The sequence below is a fragment of the Edaphobacter sp. 12200R-103 genome (assembly GCF_010093025.1).
Taxonomy (GTDB): domain Bacteria; phylum Acidobacteriota; class Terriglobia; order Terriglobales; family Acidobacteriaceae; genus Edaphobacter.
On record NZ_CP048114.1, the window covers coordinates 3,598,510 to 3,620,320 of the forward strand.

Here is a 21,811-nt window from a genome sequence, read left to right on the forward strand (position 1 = left end):
GGCATCAGCTATGCGGACGCCGGGGTGGACATTTCGGCTGCGGACAAGTCGAAGCACCGCATCAAGATGTTGGCCCGCAAGACCTTCAACAAGCAGGTACTGAGCGAGATCGGCGGCTTCGGCGGCCTGTTTGCTCTGGATCTGGAAAAATTTCCGAATCCCGTGCTGGTTTCTTCAGCCGATGGTGTGGGAACCAAGCTGAAGGTGGCCTTTGAGCTGGGGATTCACCATACGGTGGGGCAGGACCTGGTGAATCACTGCGTCAACGACATCGCGGTGCAGGGCGCGACACCACTGTTCTTCCTGGATTATCTGGCAACAGGCAAGCTGGAAAACTCGGTGGTGGAGACGGTCGTTCAGGGGATCTCCGAAGCCTGTCGCGCGAATGGATGCGCACTGATCGGTGGAGAGACGGCGCAGATGCCGGGGTTCTATGGCGACGGCGAGTATGACCTGGCGGGCACGATCATCGGCGCTGTCAGCCGCGAAAAGATTGTTACCGGCGACGGGATCCAGGTGGGCGATATTCTGCTGGGTCTGCCATCGAACGGGCTGCACACCAACGGCTATTCGCTGGCCCGCAAGCTGCTGTTCGAAGTGGCAAAGTATGGTCCGGACCAGTATGTGAACGAGCTGAAGGACAAGACCGGGGCGGCGCTGATGAAGATTCATCGCAGCTATCTGGCGATTATCAAAAAGCTGGTTGCGGGTGAGGTAGTGGCCGGGATGGCTCACATCACCGGCGGCGGCATTACGGAGAACCTTCCGCGCATTCTGCCGAAGGGCATGGGAGCGCAGGTGGATCTTGCGACCTGGCAGGTTCCACCGCTGTTCGAGCACCTGCAGAAGCTGGGCAACGTGGATCAGGATGAGATGCTGCGGACGTTCAATATGGGCATCGGGTTGATCGTGGTGGTTCCGGCGGAGAAGGTGAAGAAGGCCAAGGCGATTCTGAACCGCGCCAATGAACGGCACTGCATTATCGGACGGATCGTTCGGGGCGAGCGCAAGGTCAGCTACAACTGACGTCGATATCGCCAGACGAAAAATAATATCGATTTTGATGAATCCGTCGAGGGGGCTGCGGCGTACTGAAACTGCACGTGAGGTTTTGGTGCGCAAAGGAGCCCCTATCGTGAGCACGTTTGAAGAGATTTTAGAGAGACGAAGGGTCTCGCGCCGCCGCTTTCTGAATGTGGCGGGTGCAGGCGCCGGGGCCGCCGCCGTGATGACGCTGGCGGAGGGCTGCGGCGGCAGCGGAGGCCAATCGTCGGGCACGACAACGAACCCGCCGCCTCCTCCCCCCACGACGCCCGTGACTCCAACGCTGACGGACACCGACGTTCTGAACTTTGCGTTGAATCTTGAGTATCTGACGGCGGAGTTTTATCTGCGCGCGGTGACGGGTTCGGGACTGTCGAGCGACGATGCAGGCTCCTCTGCCGGTGCGGTAACCGGAGGAACGCAGGTACCGTTCGATCCGTCGACGGCGTTCCTGCCGCTTGCCAAGGAGCTTGCCAACGACGATCAGGGCCACGTGCGCTACCTGCGCAAGATGCTGGGAACGGCCGCGATCAGCAGGCCGGCCATCGATTTTACGAACACCTTCAATGCGGTGGCCGTGGCCGCGGGATTCGGACCGACGTTCAATCCCTTCGCCGATGCGAACAGCTTTGTTGTGGGCGCGTTTCTGTTTGAGGACCTGGCTGTGACCGCGTACCACGGCGCCGCCCTGTCGCTGACGAGCAAGGCGAATCTCGCGGCTGTCGCGGGAATTCTGGGCACGGAGGCTTACCATGCTGGCGAAATACGGTCGCTGCTGATCCAGTTGGATGTTCCTTCGATCACGTATGCGAACCAGATCTCCGTATGGCGGGGCAAGCTGGGCGGCGGTGCGGAGACGACGCTTTCCGGCAGCGCGGTGGTGGCTGCCGACACCAACTCGATCGGGTACAGCCGGACGACCGACCAGGTTCTGCACATCATGTACCTGAGCGCGAGCGCGGGGGTGAAGAGCGGCGGCTTCTTTCCCAGTGGCATGAACGGAACGATTAAAACAGCAGCGAGCTAGCGCGAGCCAGGAGACGAGAATGACCCACGAAGAGATGAGATCGACGATGGCCGCAGTGGAGGAGAGGCGCTCGTCGCGGCGGCAGGCGCTGCTGATGGGTGGCGCGGCGCTGGCGGGGCTGGCGTTGAGCAGCAGGGCCTTTGCGCAGGCGACGGTAAGCGACAACGACCTTCTGAACTTTGCCTTGAACCTGGAGTTTCTGGAGGCGCAGTATTACACGCTGGCGGCGACGGGGATGACGCTGGACCAGGCGGGGATCTCGACGAAAGCGGGAAACGGCGGCGCCGGTGGCGCAGTAACCGTGAAGGCCAATGCACAGGTTCCTTTTACGACGCCGCTGCTGAAGAGCTTTGCGGCGGAGTTGGCCGTGGACGAACAGAACCACGTGAAGTTCCTTCAGTCGCAACTGGGAAGCGCAGCCGTCGCTCAGCCTTCGATCGACCTGTTGAACAGTTTCAATACCATCTTTCAGAAGGCGCTGCTTGGCTCGAACTTCGATCCCTTCGCTAACGAGGCGAACTTCCTTATCGGCGCTTACATCTTTGAAGATGTGGGCGTGACGGCCTATCAGGGAGCGCTGAGCCTGCTGTCGAACAAGACCAGCCTGGACAAGGCGATCGGAATCCATAACGTGGAGGCGTACCACGCGGCGGCGATTCGACTACGCATCCTGCAGGGAACCTCGACGATGCAAGTTGCGACGCAGGCGATCTCGGCTTTGCGCGCCACCCTGAGCGGAGCGGCGACTAATGATGACGTCGGGGTCGGCCTGATTGGAGGAGCGCTGTCGATTGTAGACAACGACGATAACGGAATGACCTTTGCCCGGACGACCTCGCAGGTGCTGAACATCGTCTATGCCGGTGGACCTGCGGGAACGGGAGGCTGCTTCTTTCCTCAGAGCATGAATGGAACGATCAGGTAGGTAACCAAAAACGATGTTACGAAAGGGTGGGACAGAGTCACTAACTTTTGCGTGGTCTGGATCCTGAAGAGGCGCATACTAGGCGCATATCAGGAAAGACTGCATCCATGACGGATCTTCAAGATCATCCGATTGACCTGCCTATCAGTACGTTGCATCAAGCGGCTTCTTCCGAAGGGGAAGATGCCAGAGAGAGTGATGACCTGCTATTGCGTTGCGTCCGTGAAAAAGATGCTGACGCAATGACGACGCTGTTCGACCGGTACGGAGGGATGGTCTACTCCATCGCTCTGCGAGTGCTGCACGACCCCGGGGGCGCAGAGGACCTTCTGCAGGAAATCTTTCTTTTGTTGTGGAAGAGACCGGAGAGCTTTGTCTCCGGCAGGGGCTCACTGGGGGCCTGGCTCCTGGTGGTTACAAGGAATCGGGCTATCGACGTCCTGAGACACAGAAGACCGACGGAGCAGGTTGAAGAATGTCGGCTTAGCTCCTGGTTCAACCTGGCTGCGGAGGTGGAGCGGGAGGAGGCGATCCAGAAGATCGCCACGGCCCTGGCGATACTTCCTGTCGAGCAGAGAACGGCATTGGAGCTGGCTTACTTTGAGGGACTGAGCCAGACAGAGATTGCCCGAAGGACCGGGGAGCCGCTGGGAACCGTCAAGACCAGGATCCGGTTGGGACTGATGAGTCTTAGAAAGGCATGCAGGCATGAGCAGCAAGGTACATATCGCGCAGGAGGAGCTGGCTCTATACGCGATGGGGAACCTTCAGGTCGAAGACCGGGACGAGGTGCGCTGTCACCTGCAGGTTTGCACGGGGTGCAGAGAAGAGCTCAGCAACGTTGTGGGTGATCTGATCGCCCTGGCTGTTGGCGTGGAGCAGCATCCCACTCCGGAACGCGCACGTAGAGAGTTTCTGAAGAGGATTGAATCAGAGTCGCGCTTTAGAATCGAGGAGATGAGACGAACCCCGGTTCCAAAGGAAAAAGATTGCGTAGACTAGGCATCCTTCTTTCAGGCAGAGGCTCCAACTTTCTTGCGATTCATCGTGCCATCGCCGATGGCCGCATTCCAGATGCGGAGATCGCCGTTGTGATCTCGAATAAGACGGAGGCCAAAGGGCTGGAGGCGGCTCGGTCGCTCGGCCTGCCCGCGCTGGCCATTCCGCAGGAGGGCAAGGGGCCAGCGGCGCGCGAGACCCACGACACGAAGATGATCGCCGCATTGACCGACTATGGTGTCGAACTGGTGTGCCTCGCCGGCTACATGCGCATCATCTCGCCGGCATTCGTCGAGGCGTTCCCGAACCGCATCCTGAACATTCATCCTTCGCTGCTGCCTGCGTTTCCGGGCCTCGATGCGCAGCAGCAGGCGTTTGAGTACGGCGTCAAAGTTGCGGGATGCACAGTTCATTTTGTGGATGAGGCAGTGGATCACGGAGTGATCGTGCTACAGAAGACAGTGCCGGTCCTGGATGAGGACACCGTGGAGACGCTGTCGGCGAAGATCCTCGAGCAGGAACATATCGCCTACCCGGAGGCGATCGCGCGGGTGCTCAGCGAGACGCATGGGGTCGTTGGACGGCGGTATCTTCCGGCGTAATGCGAGATCGCTGTGATGGACGGGGGTCGTCCGAGCGCCAAGCGATGATCGCGAAGGTAAGGCGCTCCAGAGATTTCCTTAAGAGTGTCATCCTGAGCGGAGCGCGCCAGCGACTGCGCTTCTCGCGATAAAGCCTGCGAGAAGGCTTCGCTCAGGATGACACCTTTGGGGATGTTCCTCGAATTAGATACCAGCAGCGGCTGAGGCTGAGATGGATGACGCTCCCTAGGTGCTCTGGGCCCCGCGCATATCCTGCTGATCGCGGGCGTCGCCAAGGGTCACCTTCACATCCATGCGTTTGCGGCCGCGGTAGATGGTGACGGTGACGGTATCGCCGGCGCGATGCGAGTTCATCGCGGCGGAGAGGTCCTGCGGGCTGGTAATCTCCTGCCCGTCCATGGCGACGATCAGGTCCCCGCCGAGCATGACGGGGATGTTGCCCTGGTAGGCGCGCTGGGTTCCGCCGTGCAGGCCGGCTTTGTCGGCGGCGCCGCCGGGAAGGACGCGCTCAATGAGGATGCCGTAGTCGGCGGGAAGGCCGATCTGCTCGGCGATGTCGGGACCGATGGGCAGCGTGATGATGTCGAGCGTAGGCCGGCGGATATAGCCGTACTTGGCGTAGTCGTCGAGCATGGCGCGGGCCGTGTTGATGGGAATGGCGAAGCCGATGCCGGAGCTCTGGTCGGCGCCGTTCGAGGCGATCAACGTGGTGATGCCGATGACCTCGCCGTGCGAGTTGAGCAGCGGTCCGCCGGAGTTGCCGGGGTTAACGGCCGCGTCAGTCTGGATGGCGTCTTCGATGGGATTGCCCTGTGGACCGCGGATGGAGCGGATTGCCGAGATGATGCCGCGCGTCATGGTTCCGTTCAGGCCGAAGGGATTGCCGATCGCATAGACGCGCTGGCCGACCACCAGGTTGCGGGAGTTTGACAGCGTGACAGGCGTCAGGTCGGGAGCATCGATCTTGATCAGCGCGAGGTCGTGGTTCTTGTCGACCGCAAGCACCTTGGCCCGGTACTTGTGCTTGTTGGAGAGCATCACCTCGAGCCGCTGCGCGTTCCCGATGACGTGATTGTTGGTGAGGATCAGCCCCTCTTTGGTGAGGATGAACCCCGAACCCTGTCCCTGCTGGGGAACCGGACCGTAGAAGAAGTCGAAGGCGACCTCGGTCGAGGTGATGTTGACGACGGAGGGGAGGGCCTTCTTGTAGACGGCAATATTCTGCTGCTCTTCCGAATCGAAGGCGGGCTGTGCCGCCGCCTCGGTGAGGTGGAAGCTGCCCATCGGACCGCTGATCGGCGTTTCGCTGGCGGCATCCGCGTTGGAGCTGGAGTGGAGCCAGGGGAAGAGTCTCCCGGTGGACGACGAGTGCGTCGTCACGTAATAGAAGCCGGAGAGAAGAAGTACTACAAGCAGGACGGGGCGTAGTTTTCTCATAGATTTCCTGGATCGTTGCATCGCATCCATGCGTATGGGCCGCGCTGGCTTAATTGTATCGAGTCGCGGCGCATGCAACCACAGAGGCTGCCAACGGGCTGAAATCAGGCGGGATGCGGGTGGCGGGGGGACCGATGGATGATCTGGCGATCAGGAGTGTTCGTCCTAGCCGATTTATCCCTTCACAATCTATGTACCGATAGCTACGTAACCTGCAATATTGGTTGCCGGGAGGCTGGATCGATGAAACTGCACCTTGTTGTGGCGATGCTGTCGGTGGGGCTGATGGCGGCTGCGCAGGAGAATCCTGCGGCGAAGATTACGGAGAACCATGCGGTCACGGAGGCCGATGGAACGGTGCGGGAGCAGCGCGTGATTCCGCTGCCGCAATGGCTTAGTCCTGAGGCGAAGGCGTGGATGAGCCGTCCCATGACAACGGATGCGAATGTGCCGCAGACCATTGAGCAGCGGCGCGCGATGCTGGACGCCTCGCAGGCGCGCCATCGCGATGAGCTGCTGAAGATGTTTCCTGTAACCGTGAAGGACAGCACGGTGGCCGGCGTGCCGGTGCGCGAGGTTGTTCCGAAGACACTAAAACATCAGGACCGCGTACTGATCTGTCTGCATGGCGGCGGCTTCAATGCAGATTCGGGCTCGTATTCGGAGTCGATTCCTGTGGCGGGGCTGACCGGGGTGCGCGTGGTGAGCGTGTTGTATCGGCTGGCTCCGGAGAATCCTTTTCCTGCGGGTGTGGACGATGTAATCGCGGTCTACAAGGAATTACTGAAGACGTACAAGCCGAATCGTATTGGCATCTTCGGCAGCAGCGCGGGCGCGGCGCTTACGCTGGAGGTGGCCGTGAAGCTGAAGCAGCTGAAGATGCCGATGCCTGCGGCGCTGGGGCCATTCTCCTCATCGGCGAGCATGGTGGAGGGTGGCGATTCGCGGTCGCTGTACAACACGGATGGATGGCGCGGCTATGTGCCGGTCCAGGATGGCAAACAGAATGCGGAGTATGTGGGGAAGACGGACCGGCGCGATCCGGTGCTGTCGCCGATCTATGCCGATCTCCACGGCATGCCACCGGCTCTGTTCATCACGAGCGAACGCGATCTGCTGCTGAGCTCGACGAGCGAGTTGCATCGTGCGTTTCTGAGAGCGGGAAACCGGTCGCAGTTAATTGTGTTCGATGGCCTGCCGCATTGCTTCTGGAATAACAATCAGCTTCCGGAGTCGCGCGAGGCGTGGGGGTACATGGCGGAGTTCTTTGATCGCGAGTTGGGGCGGTGAGGCTATAGAGCGCCACGCCTGAGGGTCCGGCCTGCCTGAATCGACCCGCGCTCCAGGAGAGGACGGCCTACATCAGGCGACGAGGTCGCCAGATATGGGCAGCCGAACAATTTAGTGGAACGCCGGTTTTGTCTGATGGGTTGCGAGATACTGCTGCAGGTGAAAGAGAAGGATGGCCCACAGGGTATTGCACTTGCGGAAGCTGCCGTTTGTGTCGGGCCATCCGGTGTGGCTGAACTCTACGAGTGTTCGTCCGTCAGCGACGGACGATAGCTTGAAGCGAGCGATCGTGCCGACGGAGTGTCCCGGTCCCTCGATGCACTTCCACTCCACGATGTGGGCATCAGGCTTGATAATCTTCCATTCAAAACTGGGGCCGTCGTTGGAATGTGTCGTGAAGGTTTCGCCCTTATCGTTCGTGCCGGCGGTATGCCACTTTGCCAATTCGTGTGCGTTCGTCAACGCCAGGCAGATGGCCTCAGGCGTCGCGTTGGTCTTGATCTCGTGATTGATGTCAGGCATTTTTCCCTCAGAGAAGCGGATTATATATGGCGGAAGGTATCGAAGATGAAATGAAGTTAAGCGCAAACCATTGCAGGTTAGCGTCTTTCATCGATACAGGATCGCAGGCGTTGTACACTGCTGTTCCGGCCCCCTGCACATTTTTTTCGTATCGGTTTTTTGACTCTGCAATGAGGGTATCCATGCGTGCCTACCAGGACTTTCGGGAGTTTCTCTCTGTACTCGAACAGCAAAAACAGCTTTTGCGCATTACGGATCCAATCAAGCTGGAGCCGGACATGGCGGCGGCATCAGCGGCCGCGACGAAGCTGGGGAATCGCAGTCCGGCGCTTATGTTCAACAACATTGCCGGTTATCAGAACGCGCAGATCGTGACGAACGTGCACGGCTCGTGGGCGAACCATGCTTTGGCATTAGGCATGGATCCGGAGACGGGAGTGCGAGACCAGTTCCTTGAGTTTGTGCGCCGCTATCGAATGTTTCCAGGTCAGCTGGAGCGTGTGACTTCGGCGCCGTGGCAGGAGGTTGTGATTGATAAGGACATCAACCTGTTCGAGATTCTGCCGCTGTTCCGCTGGAACCAGGGGGACGGTGGTTTCTTTATCGACAAGCCGTGCGTCATCAGTCGCGATCCCGATGACTGGAACAACGACGATGTAGAGAACGTAGGTGTCTACCGATTGCAGGTAAAGGACAAGAACCATCTGGGCATTCAGACGGTTCCGCAGCACGATATCGCGCTACAGCTTGCTCATGCGGAAGCGCGCGGCGAGGACCTTCCGGTGGCGATTGCGCTGGGCAATGAGCCGATCATCACGCTGATGGGTGCGACTCCCATGCTGTACACGCAGCTGGAGTACAAGATGGCGGCGGTAATGCAGGGGCAGCCATATCGTGTGGTGCAGAATGCGAAGGGGCTGGACATTCCTTACGGCTCGGAGGTTGTGCTGGAGGGAAGGATCCTGGCGCGCAAGCGGCAGCCCGAAGGACCGTTCGGTGAGTTTCCCGGCTACTACTCAGGCTGTCATCAGTACCCTTTGATTGAGATCGATCGTATGCTGCACAGGAAGGACCCGATCTATGAATCGGTCTACGTGGGCAGGCCGTGGACGGAGCTGGATTATTTACAGGCGTTGACGACGAGCGCGCCGATCTTCGATCAGATCAACGCTACGTTTCCTGAGGTGCAGGCAGTGAATGCGTTGTACACGCATGGCCTTGTGCTGATTGTCTCGACGAAGGTTCGTTATGGCGGCTTCGCTAAGGCAGTTGGACTGCGAGTGTTGAGCACACCGCACGGACTGGGCTATGCAAAGGTGATCATTGTTGTCGATGCGGATGTGGACCCCTTCGATCTGAACCAGGTGATGTGGGCGATGTCGGTGAGGGTAAATCCGGCAGGCGATGTGCTGATGATGCCGAATCTTGCGGAGAACCTGCTGGATCCCGCGTGTCAGCCGAGCGGGATGGTGACAAAGATGATCATCGATGCGACGATGCCGGTCCCCCCGGATACCCGAGGCGACTACGGCGAGATTCTCGAGACCCCCATGGGAACCGATACATGGCTGCAGAAGCTGGAAGCGTTGACGAAGGAGCTGCAGAAATGAGCGCGACAACACAGGGAAGTGGTGTTCCAGTCTGTCCGAGGTGCCGGTCAAATACAACCGAGGTGCGCGGCGTCTCTCCGGTTGCGGGAGTCTGGACTGTCTATGGATGCGATACCTGCTTCTATACATGGCGCAGCACAGAGGGAGAGCAGAACACGAATCCGGATAAGTATCCGGAGGTGTTTCGTCTGAAGCCCGAGAACCTGCCGAAGCTGCAAGTCGCTCCGAGGATTCCGCCTCTGCAGCCTAAGGCTCAGTAGGCGGCAGAGGTCGCGATTACCCATGGTCTTTGTATTTTATGTAGTGGATGGAGCATGCTGATTTCAGAGGCGGGGCCCTTTTGTGCGGGAGTAACATCGTCTGCATGATTCGCAGGCGCAGATTGAAGGCGACGGCACTGAAGGGCGCGGCCATTGTCGGCGTTGCCATGGTGGGAACGGCGGTCGGAGCGATGGCGGTCGGTGCCTTGGCGATTGGCGCAGTCGCAATCGGTGCACTGGGGATCAATGCGCTGGGTATGGGTACGGCGAGGATTGAGGAGTTGAGTATCGGCAAGCTTACAGTGGATGAGCTTGTGGTGAAGAAGAGAGTGGAAGAGGGCTGAGATCATCGCTCCGGGTTGGAGCTTCGCGCGAATGGCCACTCCTGTGCTGAAGCCGCATGAATGGGGCACCCCCGGCTTCTATCCTCACGGCGAAGCCGTGCCCTTAAGCGAGACGAGTTGAAATCCTGTCGGATGTGGCGAGACTTGTATAGGGCTATGATGGGTTAACGGTTTTGACCCCTATGCCAACCTGCAGTCGGTGAAGCGAACGGGCTCTCGATCATTGCCTGCCACACGAATCAAGATGCTGCAGCTCATCCGCGCTTCGGAGATCCCAAAACCATCTGATCCGCCGCAAAGAAATATTGGAGGCATGTATGCGTTCAGAAGCGATTTTCCGCGCAAAAGAGGCTGTTTCGAATCGGTATCAGCTCTGCCAGACGGTGGCGAAGGCCACACGCCGGATGCATGTCGCCTCACGAAACCAGCAGGACACCATTAACAGCGCTCTCGAGAAGGTTGCCGGGGATGCACCGCTGGTAGCGGTCAAGCGTGTGGTTTTGTAGCGAACGGGGGGTGGAGGTTGACCTGTCGTGATGCGCTCGTCTGATGGGAAGGCGTACCTCAGGGACTGAAGCCCCTGCTCAAGATAAGGGAATTGCACGGCGAATGATCCCACATCTCAAAATCGAGATGTGGGGCACCCGGCATGAATGGGGCGCCGGAGGTATGGGCTGGATTTTATGTATGGGCCACCCAGCACCGATGTATGAGTATTCGGAATGTGTAGACGAGAGTGCCAAGCCTGGCCTACCTAGAGGCGGATCGCGCCGTCGCGCGATTGCCCACATCTGGCGATGAGACCGCCAGATATGGGGGACCCGATGATGTGGTTGGGGCAGATATGGGCCACCCAGCCACCAATGTGTATGCTTCGGTCAGATGTAGGCCACCCATTCTGATGGAGCCGGTAGAGCCTGGGTGAGGAGGATCGAACATGTCAGCGGAAGTGGATCTCTACGATAGCGCGTATGGCAACTATGAGTCGGCTACGTACCGCCAGGTGCGCATCGAGACCTATGGCGAGGATTTTGGGCAAACGAGCTGGGTGACCACGGAAGAATCGAATGCCATCCCCCAGCTGCTGGGACTGAGATCCGATTCGTTTGTGCTGGAAGTGGGGTGCGGTTCGGGGGGATATGCCTTGCACCTTGGAGAAAAGGTGGGCTGTCGGCTGATAGGGCTGGACGTTAATGAACCGGGAGTTCGCAATGCGAACCAGCTTGCAGTGGCAAGAGGTCTCGCTTCCCAGGTGCGTTTTGAACAGTGCGACGCCTCGAAGAGGCTACCTTTCGACGACAACATCTTTGATGCCGTGTTCTCGAATGACGCTTTGTGCCATCTCCCGGGGCGACCCGAGGTGTTGGTTGAGATGTTTCGCGTACTAAAGCCAGGCGGACGGATGCTGTTCAGCGACGCTCTGGTCATTGGCGGAATGGTTTCCCAGGAAGAGATCGCTACGCGTAGCTCGATCGGCTTTTACGTGTACAGCCCGCCTGGAGAGAATGAACGCCTCATGGAGCGAGCGAAGTTTCGACAGATCCGCGTAACAGATACAACGGAGAGCGCGGCTCGGATCGCGAAGCAGTGGTATGACGCACGGGAGAAGAGAAAAGAGGAACTGGTCGCGGCGGAAGGCAATCCTAACTTCGAGGGACTGCAACGGTTCCTCGCGTGCGTGCATGTTTTGACGAGCGAAAAGCGTCTGCTGAGATATCTGTACGTTGCGAGGAAAGAGTCCTGAGATGATCTTACTCGATGATATGTCTGGGCCACCCGCGGGATCGCGAGGGCGAGCCAGACGGTGTTTGCGGCGTACCTGAATGTGACGCCGAGCCTGGTGAGCAAGTGGGAGCGCGGAGAGAAGCACCCGCAGGGTGCTTCGTTAAGCTGCTGAGTCTGGTGGAGAAGAAGGGGCTGGAGGCTGTAACTTAGTGTTCGTTGAATGAAGGGTCGCGCTGTTCGCGCGATGTCCCACCTTAGCCGCTTCATGTCGAAGATGGGGCACCGATGTGGCCGGATTAGATGTGGGCCAACCCCCACCCTGCCGAAATCTCTACCGTCGTTTTTTGAGACAGTAAGTTCCATGGAACTGAGTGTTTATCCATATTTCGGCGAATGGTAGCTGTGCTTCAAGAAAGGACTGCTCAAAGGAAGCGATTTGCCGATCATCGACAAAGCCCGCGACTCCTATGATCAAAGCTAGATCTTTTACTGCGTTCTCGCCCCCGTATTTATTCAGCTTTTTGACTATTCCTTCTATGATCCATTGCCCATCGGTTGGAACGGCGCCACCGGTCGGAATTTCAATTTCTATATCTGGAATAATTTCAGGATGGTGTGAGATGTTTACGATGTGGATCAAGTCTGCAACGTCTGGATTTTGTTTTTCCAATTCCTCATACCTTAGGACGAGATCGCCTTTGAGCTGTTCGCGCGCAATAATTTCGGCTAGCGCCCGCACTATTGGCGTCGGAACTCCGCGCATCACCGCTTTATCGCTCGGTATAACTCCGACTAGTAAGTGGCGTGCCCCAAGTTCTAGCAGCAAATCAGCAAGAGAAGCTTTTTAGCTTTTGAACGGTGTTTTTGTCATCCCGATATCGAAAGTCCAAAGGAATACTTACGATTTGAGCCTCTCGGTCTGGAAATTTGTCGCTTGAACTCTTGAGTACCACGTCTGCGGGTTCGCGCTCCGAAGGATGCGCTTCGTAGTCGGAACCTTCAGCCTCGTTAAGGCTCTTGGCAACGAGTTTTCCTTGATGAACTTCCCAAAGTTTCTTTTGAGCAGCTGTCATTTACACCTCGTTCGAGGATCTGTAAACAGTCCAACGTACGTCAGTAGCGGCGAAAATCATTCATCTCTCGTGAATGATCGATTACCTCTTGAGCGCAAGAAGCTGTGCAGCGAATTCTTCCCGTTCCCGTTTATGTTCATAAAGCATTTGGAACGTCCTCGTAAAGATCAAGTTGCAGTGATCGAAGAGCGTAATGCACTCTTCTTCGGTTTTTCCATGTAAGCCGCTACTTGTTACATCATGTAGTGCCTTGAAGCTGTCGCGACCATTCGCAAACGCTGATGAAGGCAAAATCTTCTCTGCGGCGTACTCAATCTTTTGCGAATACTGATAGGTCGTGCGGGCATTGTCATACTCTTGCCGGTCGGCCGCTGCCCACAACTCCCACTTTTCATCTCTTAACAAGTCCATAAGTTCATCGGTTTTGTCTTCAATAATCCGGCGCAAATAAGAAACAGCGCCAATGCCGAAGCCAAAGCTCCGCGAGCGGACGGCCTTACGATAGAGTTGTAGTGAATCGCCGAGGGCTTTCTTGAGCTTCGGGTCAATGCCTTCCGGTAATTCAGGAATCTGTCCAACCTTCCAAAAGCTTTCGTTCCAAACATACATATATATTTGGGATCTCTTCTTGCAATTGCGGCACTGGTAATTCACCGTGCGTCCCCAACCACGATCGCTGTAGTTCGAACCTCTTGTTCGCTCCGACCGTTCAAATGTCTGTTCTCTACCGCATGTCCCGCCACAATAAAGTTCGATGGTCTCCGGGAGACTGTCGAGTGATTTTGTCTCTTCGGTGAAAGCGAATGGTGTATATAGAGCGCCCGTCGCAAGGAACTGTCCTAATTCCTTCCTCTTGTCACTAGCCATTGCTGCGAGAGTTTCCAGGGTAATCGTTTCGGCAATATTCGGGGGCGTACTCATCACTCAAATTTAGCCTAAATCTAAAAGCAAATACACGACCAGAGTTTGCGCAATAAACAAGAAGGCCGCGATTGCTCGCGGCCTCTTTGCTGTTTCTGAGTTGATGTTGTTGCTTAGACCTCTTTGACTCCATCGACGAACGCCTTCAGCTTGCGGCTGCGGCTTGGGTGGCGGAGTTTGCGCAGGGCCTTGGCTTCGATCTGGCGGATGCGTTCGCGGGTGACCTGGAAGGACTGGCCTACCTCTTCGAGGGTGTGTTCGCTGCCGTCTTCGAGGCCGAAGCGCATCTTGATGACGCGCTCTTCGCGCGGCGTCAGGGTGCGGAGGACCTGCGAGGTGTACTCCTTGAGGTTGACGCTGATGACGGCGTCGGACGGGGAGACGGCCATGCGGTCTTCGATGAAGTCTCCGAGGTGCGAGTCTTCCTCTTCTCCGATGGGGGTCTCGAGCGAGATGGGCTCCTGGGCGATCTTGAGGACCTTGCGGACCTTGGCGACCGGGATGTCCATACGACGGGCGATCTCTTCGGAGGAGGCTTCGCGACCTAACTCCTGCACGAGCTGGCGGCTGGTGCGAATGAGCTTGTTGATGGTCTCGATCATGTGCACCGGGATACGGATGGTGCGAGCCTGGTCCGCGATGGCGCGGGTGATGGCCTGCCGGATCCACCAGGTGGCGTAGGTCGAGAATTTGTAACCGCGACGGTACTCGAACTTGTCGACGGCCTTCATGAGGCCGATGTTGCCCTCCTGAATGAGGTCGAGGAACTGCAGGCCGCGGTTGGTGTACTTCTTGGCGATGGAGACGACGAGGCGAAGGTTGGCCTCGATGAGCTCGCGCTTGGCGCGCTCGGCGTCCATGTCGCCCTGGATCATCTCGCGCTGGGTTCGCTTGAGATCGGCGATGGAGATTCCGGCGTCCTTTTCGAGCTGCTCGAGATCGGCGCGGCAGTTCTTCTGCTGGCGCTTGTACTCCTTCTTAAGCTCCTCGGATTTGGAGGCTTCGAACTTGGAGTCGAGCGTCTTGATCTGGCGCTCGAGGGTGCGCATGGAGTCAACGGTCTTGTTGACCTTGTCGAGCAGGCGCTTCTTCTCGGAGTTGGTGTACTTCAGCTCGCGGACGATGCGGCTGACGTAGACGTGCTCGCGGCCGATGAGCCAGCGGGTCTTGCGAGTGTCCTTTGCTTTCGCTTTGGCGTCCTTGCCCTGGGGCGCGGCGAGTTTCTCTTCAAGCTGCGCGATCTTCTTCTGGTGCTTCAGCATGACGTCGATGCGTCCGACGGTCTGCTTGACGCGGCCCTGAAGGATCTCTTCGGTGAGCTCTTCTTCGTCGAAGGTGACGACTTCCTTGATGTTGCGCACGCCGCGACGGAGGTCTTCGCCGAGAGCGGCGATCTCGCGGATCACGATAGGCGAACGCGAGATCGCCTTCATAACGCGGAGCTGTCCGCGCTCGATGCGCTTGGCGATCTCCACCTCGCCCTCGCGGGTGAGCAGAGGCACGGTTCCCATCTCGCGCAGATACATGCGGACGGGGTCGTTGGTCTTTTCCAGTTGGCCAGGCGAGAGGTCGAGCTCTACGTCCTCTCCTTCTTCGCCCATCTCCGGCTCATACTTGTCACGGTCGAACTTGTCGCCGGAGAGGACATCGATACCCTGGGTATTGATGGTAGTCAGCAGATCATCGAGATCATCCGGAGAGGTGATGTCGCCCGGTAGCAGGTCATTGACCTCGCCGTAGGTGAGATAGCCCTTTTCCTTCCCGGACTCAATGAGCTTTTCTTCCAGATCGTCTTCGTACTTGTCGATTTCTTCAGCCACGAGGGTGCGCGCTCCTGCAAATAAATTCTTTTTTTTGGGATGCCGCTCAGGCGAGGTGCTGTGGTATCCGGGCGGACCTATCCCTGGGTTGTTTCCGTGGTGTCAGGGAGCAGATAGCGGTGACGACCGCTTTGGCCAGCCGTAAGACCTTCCAGAGAGGTCAGGCATTCAAGGGCACACTTCCCCAGCGAATCACAGGATACCACAGTAAGTTAGACGATTCAGACAGGAAAAAGATTCGGCGGAGGGTCCCGAAGTGGCTCGCCGGGGGCGCCATTCTGGTGGCGCGGGCAGCGGCGCATGTGGATATCGGTGCCGTTTGCGCCGTAATCGTGTCCACAGTGCATACAACGTAAGTGGTAGATGGTCTGGCCAGGAAAGGTGTCGGAGGGGAAGCCGGTGCGTCGGACGACCTGCTGGCCGTGCGGGTTGGTATAGCCGGGATCGGTGGTCTTGTGGCGGGGCATTGCTTAGATCGATTGTAAGGTATTCCTGAAGTGTGGCTTACGCGTGCCTCTGCCTCTGTAGGCTCGCGGTCGGCGTTGATAGCAACCAGGGCTACTCCGCCGGGCCGGGTACATGCGCCGCATTAACGAGTGTCAATGACGTTGAAGCGCAAGGGGTTGCATGGGGGCTAGACGGTCTCCTCTGGAGGGTTGCCGGGGGCGGTTCTCCGGCGTACACGAGCGAGCAAAAGAGCAGGACGCAATGACTGCGGGTAATGGAACATACTCGCCACGAAGGCAGGAAAGGTGTCATGCGACAGCCGGAGCGAAGCCGGCAAGACGTACATGTTCATCACCGTCTCAGACAGGAGCAGCGAGGCCGCTGCCCAGAGAAGCCCGAAGTACTTTGCGAGCACATAGGTGAAGATGACGGTGACGGTGGTTCCGAAGAGATACCAGAGAGCGAGTTTCTGGTGCTTGTTGACGGCGGCCAGCAGGGTGGAGCTGGTGGACCACAGGGAATAGGCAATCACCACCAGGAGCAGGATGCTGAGCAGACCGCGGCTGGGCGGTACGTGTCCTCCGGTCCAGTGGGTGAGGAACCAGGGTCCCAGGGTGAGCATGGCGGCGACGATAGAAAAGGAGATGATGAGCCCAAGCTGGCACGAGCGGCGGTGCAGCGTGCGGGTAAGAGCGATATCGTTGGTCCCGAAGGAGGAGGACATCTCCGGCCAGAAGGTGTTGTTGACCATCTGGACCATCTGGAGAGCGACGCGCGAGACTGTGCGGGCGGTTCCGAAGATGACGACTGCGGTGGGGCCAAGGGCGTATCCGATGGCCATCAGGGTTCCCTGAAGGTTGAGGGCGTTGCCGATGGGGAAGGCCATGAAGGCGAAGGCCGGCGCGGTGAGGCGGCGAATCTCGGCAAAGCTGGCATAGCTCCAGCCGTAACGGATCCAGGGGAGATCGCGGCGCACCATGATGCAGAGCACGATGGTGAAGAAAGCGTTGGTTGAGGCGAAGACCAGGGCGGTGACCCGCGCTCCTCCGCCCAGGCAGACGGGAATGAGCATGGCGCCGAAGGCGGCGAGCGAGAAGACGCTCTTGATAAAGGAACCGTAGGGGTAGCGTCCGACGCAACGATAAGCCGACTGCAGGAGAGCCTCAAGCTGTCCAAGCAGGACGGCGCATCCGAGATAAAAGATGATCCACTTGGTATCGCTGGGATTGATGGCGTGGAGCTTAAGCAGGCGCGCGGCCGGGGTGAAGTAGAGAGCCAGGCCGAGCAGGACGATGCAGCTGGAGCAGATGATCGTGATGAGCCACCAGCAGCTCTGGAAGACGCGAAGGGCGCCTTCGCGGTCGCCGCGGGCGGTCATCATGGTCATCTCGTTGCCGGCAACGTTGCCGAAACCAAAGTTGCTGACTCCAAGATAGGAGGGAATGGCACTGACGATCATCCACTCGCCGTAGAGCGGCACGCTCCAGAAGTGGAGAAAGACCGGAACCTGGACCAGCTGCACGATGGTGGTGGCCAGCTTGCTGATCCAGTTGGAGATAAAGCCGAGGACGAGCCTTCGTTTGGTCGAATGATCCATGGAGGTTCCGATTGGGGAGACTAGCGCCGCCGAAGGGCGCCGCGAAGCTGCTGCGCCAGGGGACGGATGAGTCTCTTTCCTTGATTAAGGATGCCGCGCATCGACCGGGGAAGAGGGCGACCTTCCGCGAAGGTCCGCAAAAGATCCTGCGATCCAGTCTTTTCAGCCCAGGGCTGAAAGTGCGGCACCAGTTCGGCCTGCTCTTCACGGGTCAACTTGTTCTGCGCTGAGGTGAGATAACGAAGAAAGTTGGCGCGGCTGGCTTCGTCGATCCAGCGTGTGTCGGTCATTCCGGCCCGCTGCGCTGCTAATGGAAAGATCTCGTAGAACATGCGCTGCTCGTCGCGGAGCCACATCGTGAGGCGTTTGCGGAACTTATCTCCATCGTGGCCGACGCGGTAGCCGCTGATCAGCTCGTCTTCGTAGACGAACGATCCGAACGGAGCGAGCTGCGCAAACATGGGCCAGTCCCCAAAGGATTCCATTCCAAGATGGTATCCGCCTGATTTCGCCAGGGTTTCGCGGTGCACGGCAAAGGCGGCGAAGCTGGCTTTGGGGCCGTATCGCTGCTCAAGCAGCGTGTCAGGCGGCAGGGTGAGAGCCTTGGCGCTCATCAGGTACTCTTTGCTGACCACCTTGCCGTCTTTGTCGATGTTTTCCCACCCGGCGCGCACCAGTACGGCGTCTTCACGGCTTGAGGCTCCGCGAACGAGAGCTTCAACAAAGTTGGGATAGGCGATGTCGTCGCTGGAGAACAGGGTAATCCAGTCTCCGCTGAGGCAGGAGATGGTGAAATCCCATTGGGCGCCGACGTTGGAGCCGGGAGGAGGTTTGACGCCACGTACCTGTCCCAGCGCAGCGTATTTCGCGATGAGGTCGGGTGTGTGGTCCGTGCTGAAGTGATCGGAGATTACGATCTCGTCCGGCGGGCGAGTTTGATTGAGGAGGGAGAGAATGGTCGCCTCAAGGTACTCTGCCTGGTTGTAGGTGGGGATGCCCACAGAGAAGGTCAAAGGCCTGGCCATTGTCTTTGATTGTAACAAGCGGAAGGTTACGGGAGTGTTCTCAATGGTGAGCGGCGGATAGCCCTATTGGTTTTCGACTTCGATAGAAGCAGCTCTTTCCATCGAACAAATACTGCTCGATCGTCATGCACCGGCGCACTAATGCTCGCGCAGGCGGCGGTCGAGCTGCATCCTCTCGCCAAGCAGGCTGGTCAGCATGGCCTCATCGCCGCGACGTTCGGCCTCCGCGATGAGGGAGCGGAGTTCGCGTTGACGGCGTTGAAGATAGCGGTGTTCGAGCGTGTGGAGCGCGCCTTCGACCTGCTGGGCGAGGCTGAGCTGGGCGGTCTGGAGATTTTCAGCGTCGGGTTGCTCTAGGGCACGTGCGAGCAGCACACGGCTGGTCTGGTCCGGCGCTACATCCAGGGGATTCTCGGGCGCGGGTGCAAGCGCCAGCGTCTCGAGGACAGCGGAGGACGGAAGGCCCTCGTACCAGCCGGGGTTCTCGGCGAGCCGTGTGGCGGCGAGGCTGCGGGCGGAGTCGCTCTCGGGGAGGACAAGAGCGCGGAGCAGGATGCGCTCTGTCTCGCTGGCGGGATCGTGGCTGTGGGAGCGGACGCTCTCGACGCGTTGCATGGCAGCCTGACGCAGCTCCTGGCGCAGGATGGCGGAGTCGATGCCGAGCTTCTGGGCGGCGTCTGCGGCGAACTCGTCGCGCTGCAGGGCTGAGGGGATGCGCCGGATGTGCGGCAGCAGAAAGTTCATCGCCTTGACCTTGGCGTCGGAGGTCCGGCCCGGATACTCCTGACGAGCGCGCTCAATCAGGTAGTCCACATAACAATTGGCGGCGCGAACGGCGGCGGTGTAGGCGGGCAGACCGCGCTCGCGAATGTAGCGGTCGGGATCGAGTCCATCGTCAAGCTGAACGATTCGGACGTCGAAGCCCTCTTCGACCAGCATGGCTCCGGCCTTTTCGGCGGCATTGCGTCCGGCGGCGTCGGGGTCGAAGTTGAGGATGACCTGTTTATTCGGAGTGAAGCGTGAGAGCAGGCGGACCTGCGCTTCGGTGAAGGCTGTGCCGGAGGTGGCGACGACGTTGCGGATTCCCGCCATGTAGACCGAGATGCAGTCCATCTGGCCTTCGACCAGGAGGGCGAAGCCGAGGTTGCGAATCTCCGCGCGCGCCTTATCGAGATTGAAGAGGACATGGCCCTTGGTATAGATGGGGCCCTCGGGCGAGTTCATGTACTTGGCGATGTCGCGGCCTTTTTCATCGTGCGTATCGAGTGCGCGGCCGGTGAAGGCGATGGTTTTGCCCTGTTCGTTGGCGATGGGGAACATGATGCGCTTGCGGAATCCGGCGTAGAGCTGGCCGGGAGAGCCGTCGGCCTGCTCGCGCGATTTGAAGAGTCCGCTGGCACGCATGGTCTCTTCGTTGAAGTGCTGGGCCAGCGCATTGCGCATGTGGTTGTAGTCGTCGGGAGCGTAGCCTATGCGAAATTTCTGAATGGTCTCGGCGGTGACGCCGCGGGTGGTGAGATATTCGCGTGCCCGCGCGGCTTCGGGAGATTTGAGAGCGGCCTCGAAGTATTGTGTGGCGGCCTCGTGGATGTCGAGGAGCTGGCGGCGAAGGCCGGCCTCGCGGGCTTCTTCGGGTGAGGAGAACTCTCGTTTCGGAAGCGGGATGCCTGACTTCTGCGCCACGAAGCGGACGGCCTCGGGAAAGGAGAGACTCTCGAGCTTCATGACGAAGGTGAAGACGTCGCCCTTCTCGTGACAGCCGAAGCAGTAGAAGTATCCGTGCGTGGCGTTGACGGAGAACGAGCCTGTCTTTTCCTTGTGGAAGGGACAAAGGCCGGTGTAGTTCTGCGCACCGGTCTTGCGCAGCTTGATGTACTCGCCGACGATGCGGACGATGTCGGTCTGCTGCTTGACGGTTTGGGCGAAGTTGTCGGACACGGGCGCTACGGTCAGTCTATTCGATTGCGCAAGGTTGCCTGGAGAGCGGCAGTGACGACGCAGAATACGCGTGAAAGTTGCGGTGATTCGGCAGGACTTTTTATGGACTACGAGCGGACGAATTTCAGAAACAAACAAAACTTACCAGGAAGAGGCGTGTCTATCTGTCTGGAACTTTCTGAGTGAGCCGGAACGCGAGACTCATTCGAGCGGTTGAAATTTGAGCTGCGTTCTTTTTGCAGCGATTCAGAAGGAGTACGGACATGGGCTCACAAAAAACAATGAAGGCGATCAGGACGGTTGTCCTGGCTACGGCTGCAGTGTTTGCAGTTCCTGCGATTGCGTCGGCTTCGGTGAATCTTGCGATTGGGGTTTCGGTCAACACACCGCCGCCCGCACTGCCGGTCTATGCACAGCCCGCATGTCCGGGGGATGGATACTTATGGACCCCAGGGTACTGGGCGTGGGGCCCCGCGGGATACTACTGGGTTCCGGGAGTGTGGGTGCGCCCGCCCGCTGTGGGTGTGTTGTGGACGCCGGGATACTGGGGCTGGAATGGAGGAGCGTATGTCTTCCATGCCGGTTATTGGGGACCGCACGTTGGCTTCTACGGGGGCATTAATTATGGCTATGGCTATACCGGCGTTGGCTATGAGGGAGGCTACTGGAGAGGCGGAGCCTTCGCCTATAACCGTGCGGTCAACAACATCAACGTGGTCCACGTGACGAATGTCTACAACCGCACTGTGGTAGTGAACAATGTCAATCGCGTGAGCTATAACGGCGGCCACGGCGGCCTGACGGTGCGTCCCAGCGCAAGGGAGCAGGCGGCGTTCAATGAGCGGCACTTCCAGCCGACACAGAACCAGGTAGCGCATGAGCAGGCGATGCGGTCCAGCCGCATGCAGCAGGCCTCGTATAATCATGGGCGTCCGCAGACGATGGCGATGTCCAGGGTGGGTGAGCGGCAGAACATTCAGCAGCAGCGGGTCGCGAACGGCGTGCGCTCGGGTGAGCTGACGCACCAGGAGACGCGCAGTATCGAAAACAATGAGGCGCGTATCCATCAGCAGGTCCGCAACGATCGAGCGGCAAACGGCGGCCACCTGGACCAGCAGCAACGCACGCAGGTCAACCGCGAACAGAACCACGTCAGCAACCAGATCCATCGCGACACCCATAACGATCGCGAACGCCGATAGGCG

Annotated in this window: 24 protein-coding genes; 14 read left to right on the forward strand and 10 right to left on the reverse strand. The window is 58.7% G+C overall.

Annotated features, from left to right (window positions below; translation table 11 throughout):
* Positions 1–3: 3 nt before the first annotated feature.
* From purM to purN, 6 genes are all read left to right on the forward strand, one after another.
* Positions 4–1,026 (forward strand): phosphoribosylformylglycinamidine cyclo-ligase, encoded by a 1,023-nt coding sequence (purM, locus tag GWR55_RS15015; protein WP_238398784.1) that lies wholly within the window; start codon positions 4–6, stop codon positions 1,024–1,026.
* A gap of 109 nt (positions 1,027–1,135) precedes the next feature.
* Positions 1,136–2,071 (forward strand): ferritin-like domain-containing protein, encoded by a 936-nt coding sequence (locus GWR55_RS15020; protein WP_202925515.1) that lies wholly within the window; start codon positions 1,136–1,138, stop codon positions 2,069–2,071.
* 19 nt (positions 2,072–2,090) lie between these two features.
* Complete coding sequence (locus tag GWR55_RS15025) at positions 2,091–2,996, forward strand: ferritin-like domain-containing protein (protein WP_162402985.1); 906 nt, start codon at positions 2,091–2,093, stop codon at positions 2,994–2,996.
* A gap of 107 nt (positions 2,997–3,103) precedes the next feature.
* Complete coding sequence (locus GWR55_RS15030; protein WP_162402986.1) at positions 3,104–3,847, forward strand: sigma-70 family RNA polymerase sigma factor; 744 nt, start codon at positions 3,104–3,106, stop codon at positions 3,845–3,847.
* A complete protein-coding gene (locus GWR55_RS19610; RefSeq protein WP_370521153.1) occupies positions 3,753–3,998 on the forward strand; it encodes a hypothetical protein in 246 nt (81 codons plus the stop codon). The genes GWR55_RS15030 and GWR55_RS19610 overlap by 95 nt, the downstream gene beginning before the upstream one ends.
* Positions 3,986–4,597: a phosphoribosylglycinamide formyltransferase gene (gene purN, locus GWR55_RS15035; RefSeq protein WP_162402987.1), complete on the forward strand. Its 612-nt coding sequence runs from the start codon at positions 3,986–3,988 to the stop codon at positions 4,595–4,597. Before GWR55_RS19610 ends, purN begins: the two co-directional genes overlap by 13 nt.
* A 225-nt stretch (positions 4,598–4,822) precedes the next feature.
* Here the strand turns inward: purN and GWR55_RS15040 are convergent, their stop codons facing one another.
* Positions 4,823–6,034 (reverse strand): S1C family serine protease, encoded by a 1,212-nt coding sequence (locus GWR55_RS15040; protein ID WP_162402988.1) that lies wholly within the window; start codon positions 6,032–6,034, stop codon positions 4,823–4,825.
* Between the two features lie 243 nt (positions 6,035–6,277).
* Here GWR55_RS15040 and GWR55_RS15045 point away from each other — a divergent pair, with 243 nt between their 5' ends.
* Positions 6,278–7,324 carry an alpha/beta hydrolase gene (locus GWR55_RS15045; protein ID WP_162402989.1) on the forward strand — a complete coding sequence of 349 codons (1,047 nt, stop codon included), beginning with the start codon at positions 6,278–6,280 and terminating at the stop codon, positions 7,322–7,324.
* Positions 7,325–7,435: 111 nt separating this feature from the next.
* Here GWR55_RS15045 and GWR55_RS15050 read toward each other — a convergent pair whose 3' ends face one another.
* Positions 7,436–7,846, reverse strand: a complete 411-nt coding sequence (locus tag GWR55_RS15050; protein WP_162402990.1) for an SRPBCC domain-containing protein — start codon at positions 7,844–7,846, stop codon at positions 7,436–7,438.
* Positions 7,847–8,028: 182 nt separating this feature from the next.
* Between GWR55_RS15050 and GWR55_RS15055 the strand changes: the two genes are divergently transcribed.
* The 6 genes from GWR55_RS15055 to GWR55_RS19365 all read left to right on the forward strand — a co-directional run bounded on the left by GWR55_RS15055 (position 8,029) and on the right by GWR55_RS19365 (position 11,957).
* The gene (locus GWR55_RS15055) at positions 8,029–9,456 is read left to right on the forward strand and encodes a non-oxidative hydroxyarylic acid decarboxylases subunit C (RefSeq protein ID WP_162402991.1); all 1,428 of its coding nucleotides are present in this window, start codon (positions 8,029–8,031) and stop codon (positions 9,454–9,456) included.
* Positions 9,453–9,716 (forward strand): non-oxidative hydroxyarylic acid decarboxylases subunit D, encoded by a 264-nt coding sequence (locus GWR55_RS15060; RefSeq protein WP_162402992.1) that lies wholly within the window; start codon positions 9,453–9,455, stop codon positions 9,714–9,716. The genes GWR55_RS15055 and GWR55_RS15060 overlap by 4 nt, the downstream gene beginning before the upstream one ends.
* A gap of 104 nt (positions 9,717–9,820) precedes the next feature.
* On the forward strand, positions 9,821–10,060 hold the full coding sequence (locus tag GWR55_RS15065) for a peptide ABC transporter substrate-binding protein (RefSeq protein ID WP_162402993.1): 240 nt from the start codon (positions 9,821–9,823) through the stop codon (positions 10,058–10,060).
* 317 nt (positions 10,061–10,377) lie between these two features.
* On the forward strand, positions 10,378–10,566 hold the full coding sequence (locus GWR55_RS15070) for a DNA-directed RNA polymerase subunit omega (protein WP_162402994.1): 189 nt from the start codon (positions 10,378–10,380) through the stop codon (positions 10,564–10,566).
* Between the two features lie 431 nt (positions 10,567–10,997).
* Entirely contained in the window at positions 10,998–11,804 is an 807-nt protein-coding gene (locus GWR55_RS15075) for a class I SAM-dependent methyltransferase (protein ID WP_162402995.1), read from the forward strand.
* Positions 11,805–11,885: 81 nt separating this feature from the next.
* Positions 11,886–11,957: a hypothetical protein gene (locus GWR55_RS19365; RefSeq protein ID WP_238398785.1), complete on the forward strand. Its 72-nt coding sequence runs from the start codon at positions 11,886–11,888 to the stop codon at positions 11,955–11,957.
* Positions 11,958–12,116: 159 nt separating this feature from the next.
* Here the strand turns inward: GWR55_RS19365 and GWR55_RS15085 are convergent, their stop codons facing one another.
* The 8 genes from GWR55_RS15085 to dnaG form a co-directional block, all read right to left on the reverse strand.
* The gene (locus GWR55_RS15085) at positions 12,117–12,611 is read right to left on the reverse strand and encodes a hypothetical protein (RefSeq protein WP_162402996.1); all 495 of its coding nucleotides are present in this window, start codon (positions 12,609–12,611) and stop codon (positions 12,117–12,119) included.
* Between the two features lies 1 nt (position 12,612).
* Positions 12,613–12,858 carry a hypothetical protein gene (locus tag GWR55_RS15090; RefSeq protein ID WP_162402997.1) on the reverse strand — a complete coding sequence of 82 codons (246 nt, stop codon included), beginning with the start codon at positions 12,856–12,858 and terminating at the stop codon, positions 12,613–12,615.
* A gap of 81 nt (positions 12,859–12,939) precedes the next feature.
* Entirely contained in the window at positions 12,940–13,779 is an 840-nt protein-coding gene (locus GWR55_RS15095) for a hypothetical protein (protein ID WP_162402998.1), read from the reverse strand.
* A gap of 113 nt (positions 13,780–13,892) precedes the next feature.
* Positions 13,893–15,599, reverse strand: coding sequence for an RNA polymerase sigma factor RpoD (rpoD, locus tag GWR55_RS15100; protein WP_162402999.1), 1,707 nt, complete (start codon positions 15,597–15,599; stop codon positions 13,893–13,895).
* 221 nt (positions 15,600–15,820) lie between these two features.
* The gene (locus GWR55_RS15105) at positions 15,821–16,066 is read right to left on the reverse strand and encodes a hypothetical protein (protein WP_162403000.1); all 246 of its coding nucleotides are present in this window, start codon (positions 16,064–16,066) and stop codon (positions 15,821–15,823) included.
* A gap of 167 nt (positions 16,067–16,233) precedes the next feature.
* Positions 16,234–17,643, reverse strand: a complete 1,410-nt coding sequence (locus GWR55_RS15110) for a lipopolysaccharide biosynthesis protein (RefSeq protein WP_162403001.1) — start codon at positions 17,641–17,643, stop codon at positions 16,234–16,236.
* Between the two features lie 20 nt (positions 17,644–17,663).
* On the reverse strand, positions 17,664–18,668 hold the full coding sequence (locus GWR55_RS15115; RefSeq protein WP_162403002.1) for a glycosyltransferase family A protein: 1,005 nt from the start codon (positions 18,666–18,668) through the stop codon (positions 17,664–17,666).
* A gap of 138 nt (positions 18,669–18,806) precedes the next feature.
* Complete coding sequence (dnaG, locus tag GWR55_RS15120) at positions 18,807–20,606, reverse strand: DNA primase (protein ID WP_162403003.1); 1,800 nt, start codon at positions 20,604–20,606, stop codon at positions 18,807–18,809.
* 263 nt (positions 20,607–20,869) lie between these two features.
* Between dnaG and GWR55_RS15125 the strand changes: the two genes are divergently transcribed.
* Complete coding sequence (locus GWR55_RS15125) at positions 20,870–21,808, forward strand: YXWGXW repeat-containing protein (RefSeq protein WP_162403004.1); 939 nt, start codon at positions 20,870–20,872, stop codon at positions 21,806–21,808.
* Positions 21,809–21,811 lie beyond the last annotated feature (3 nt).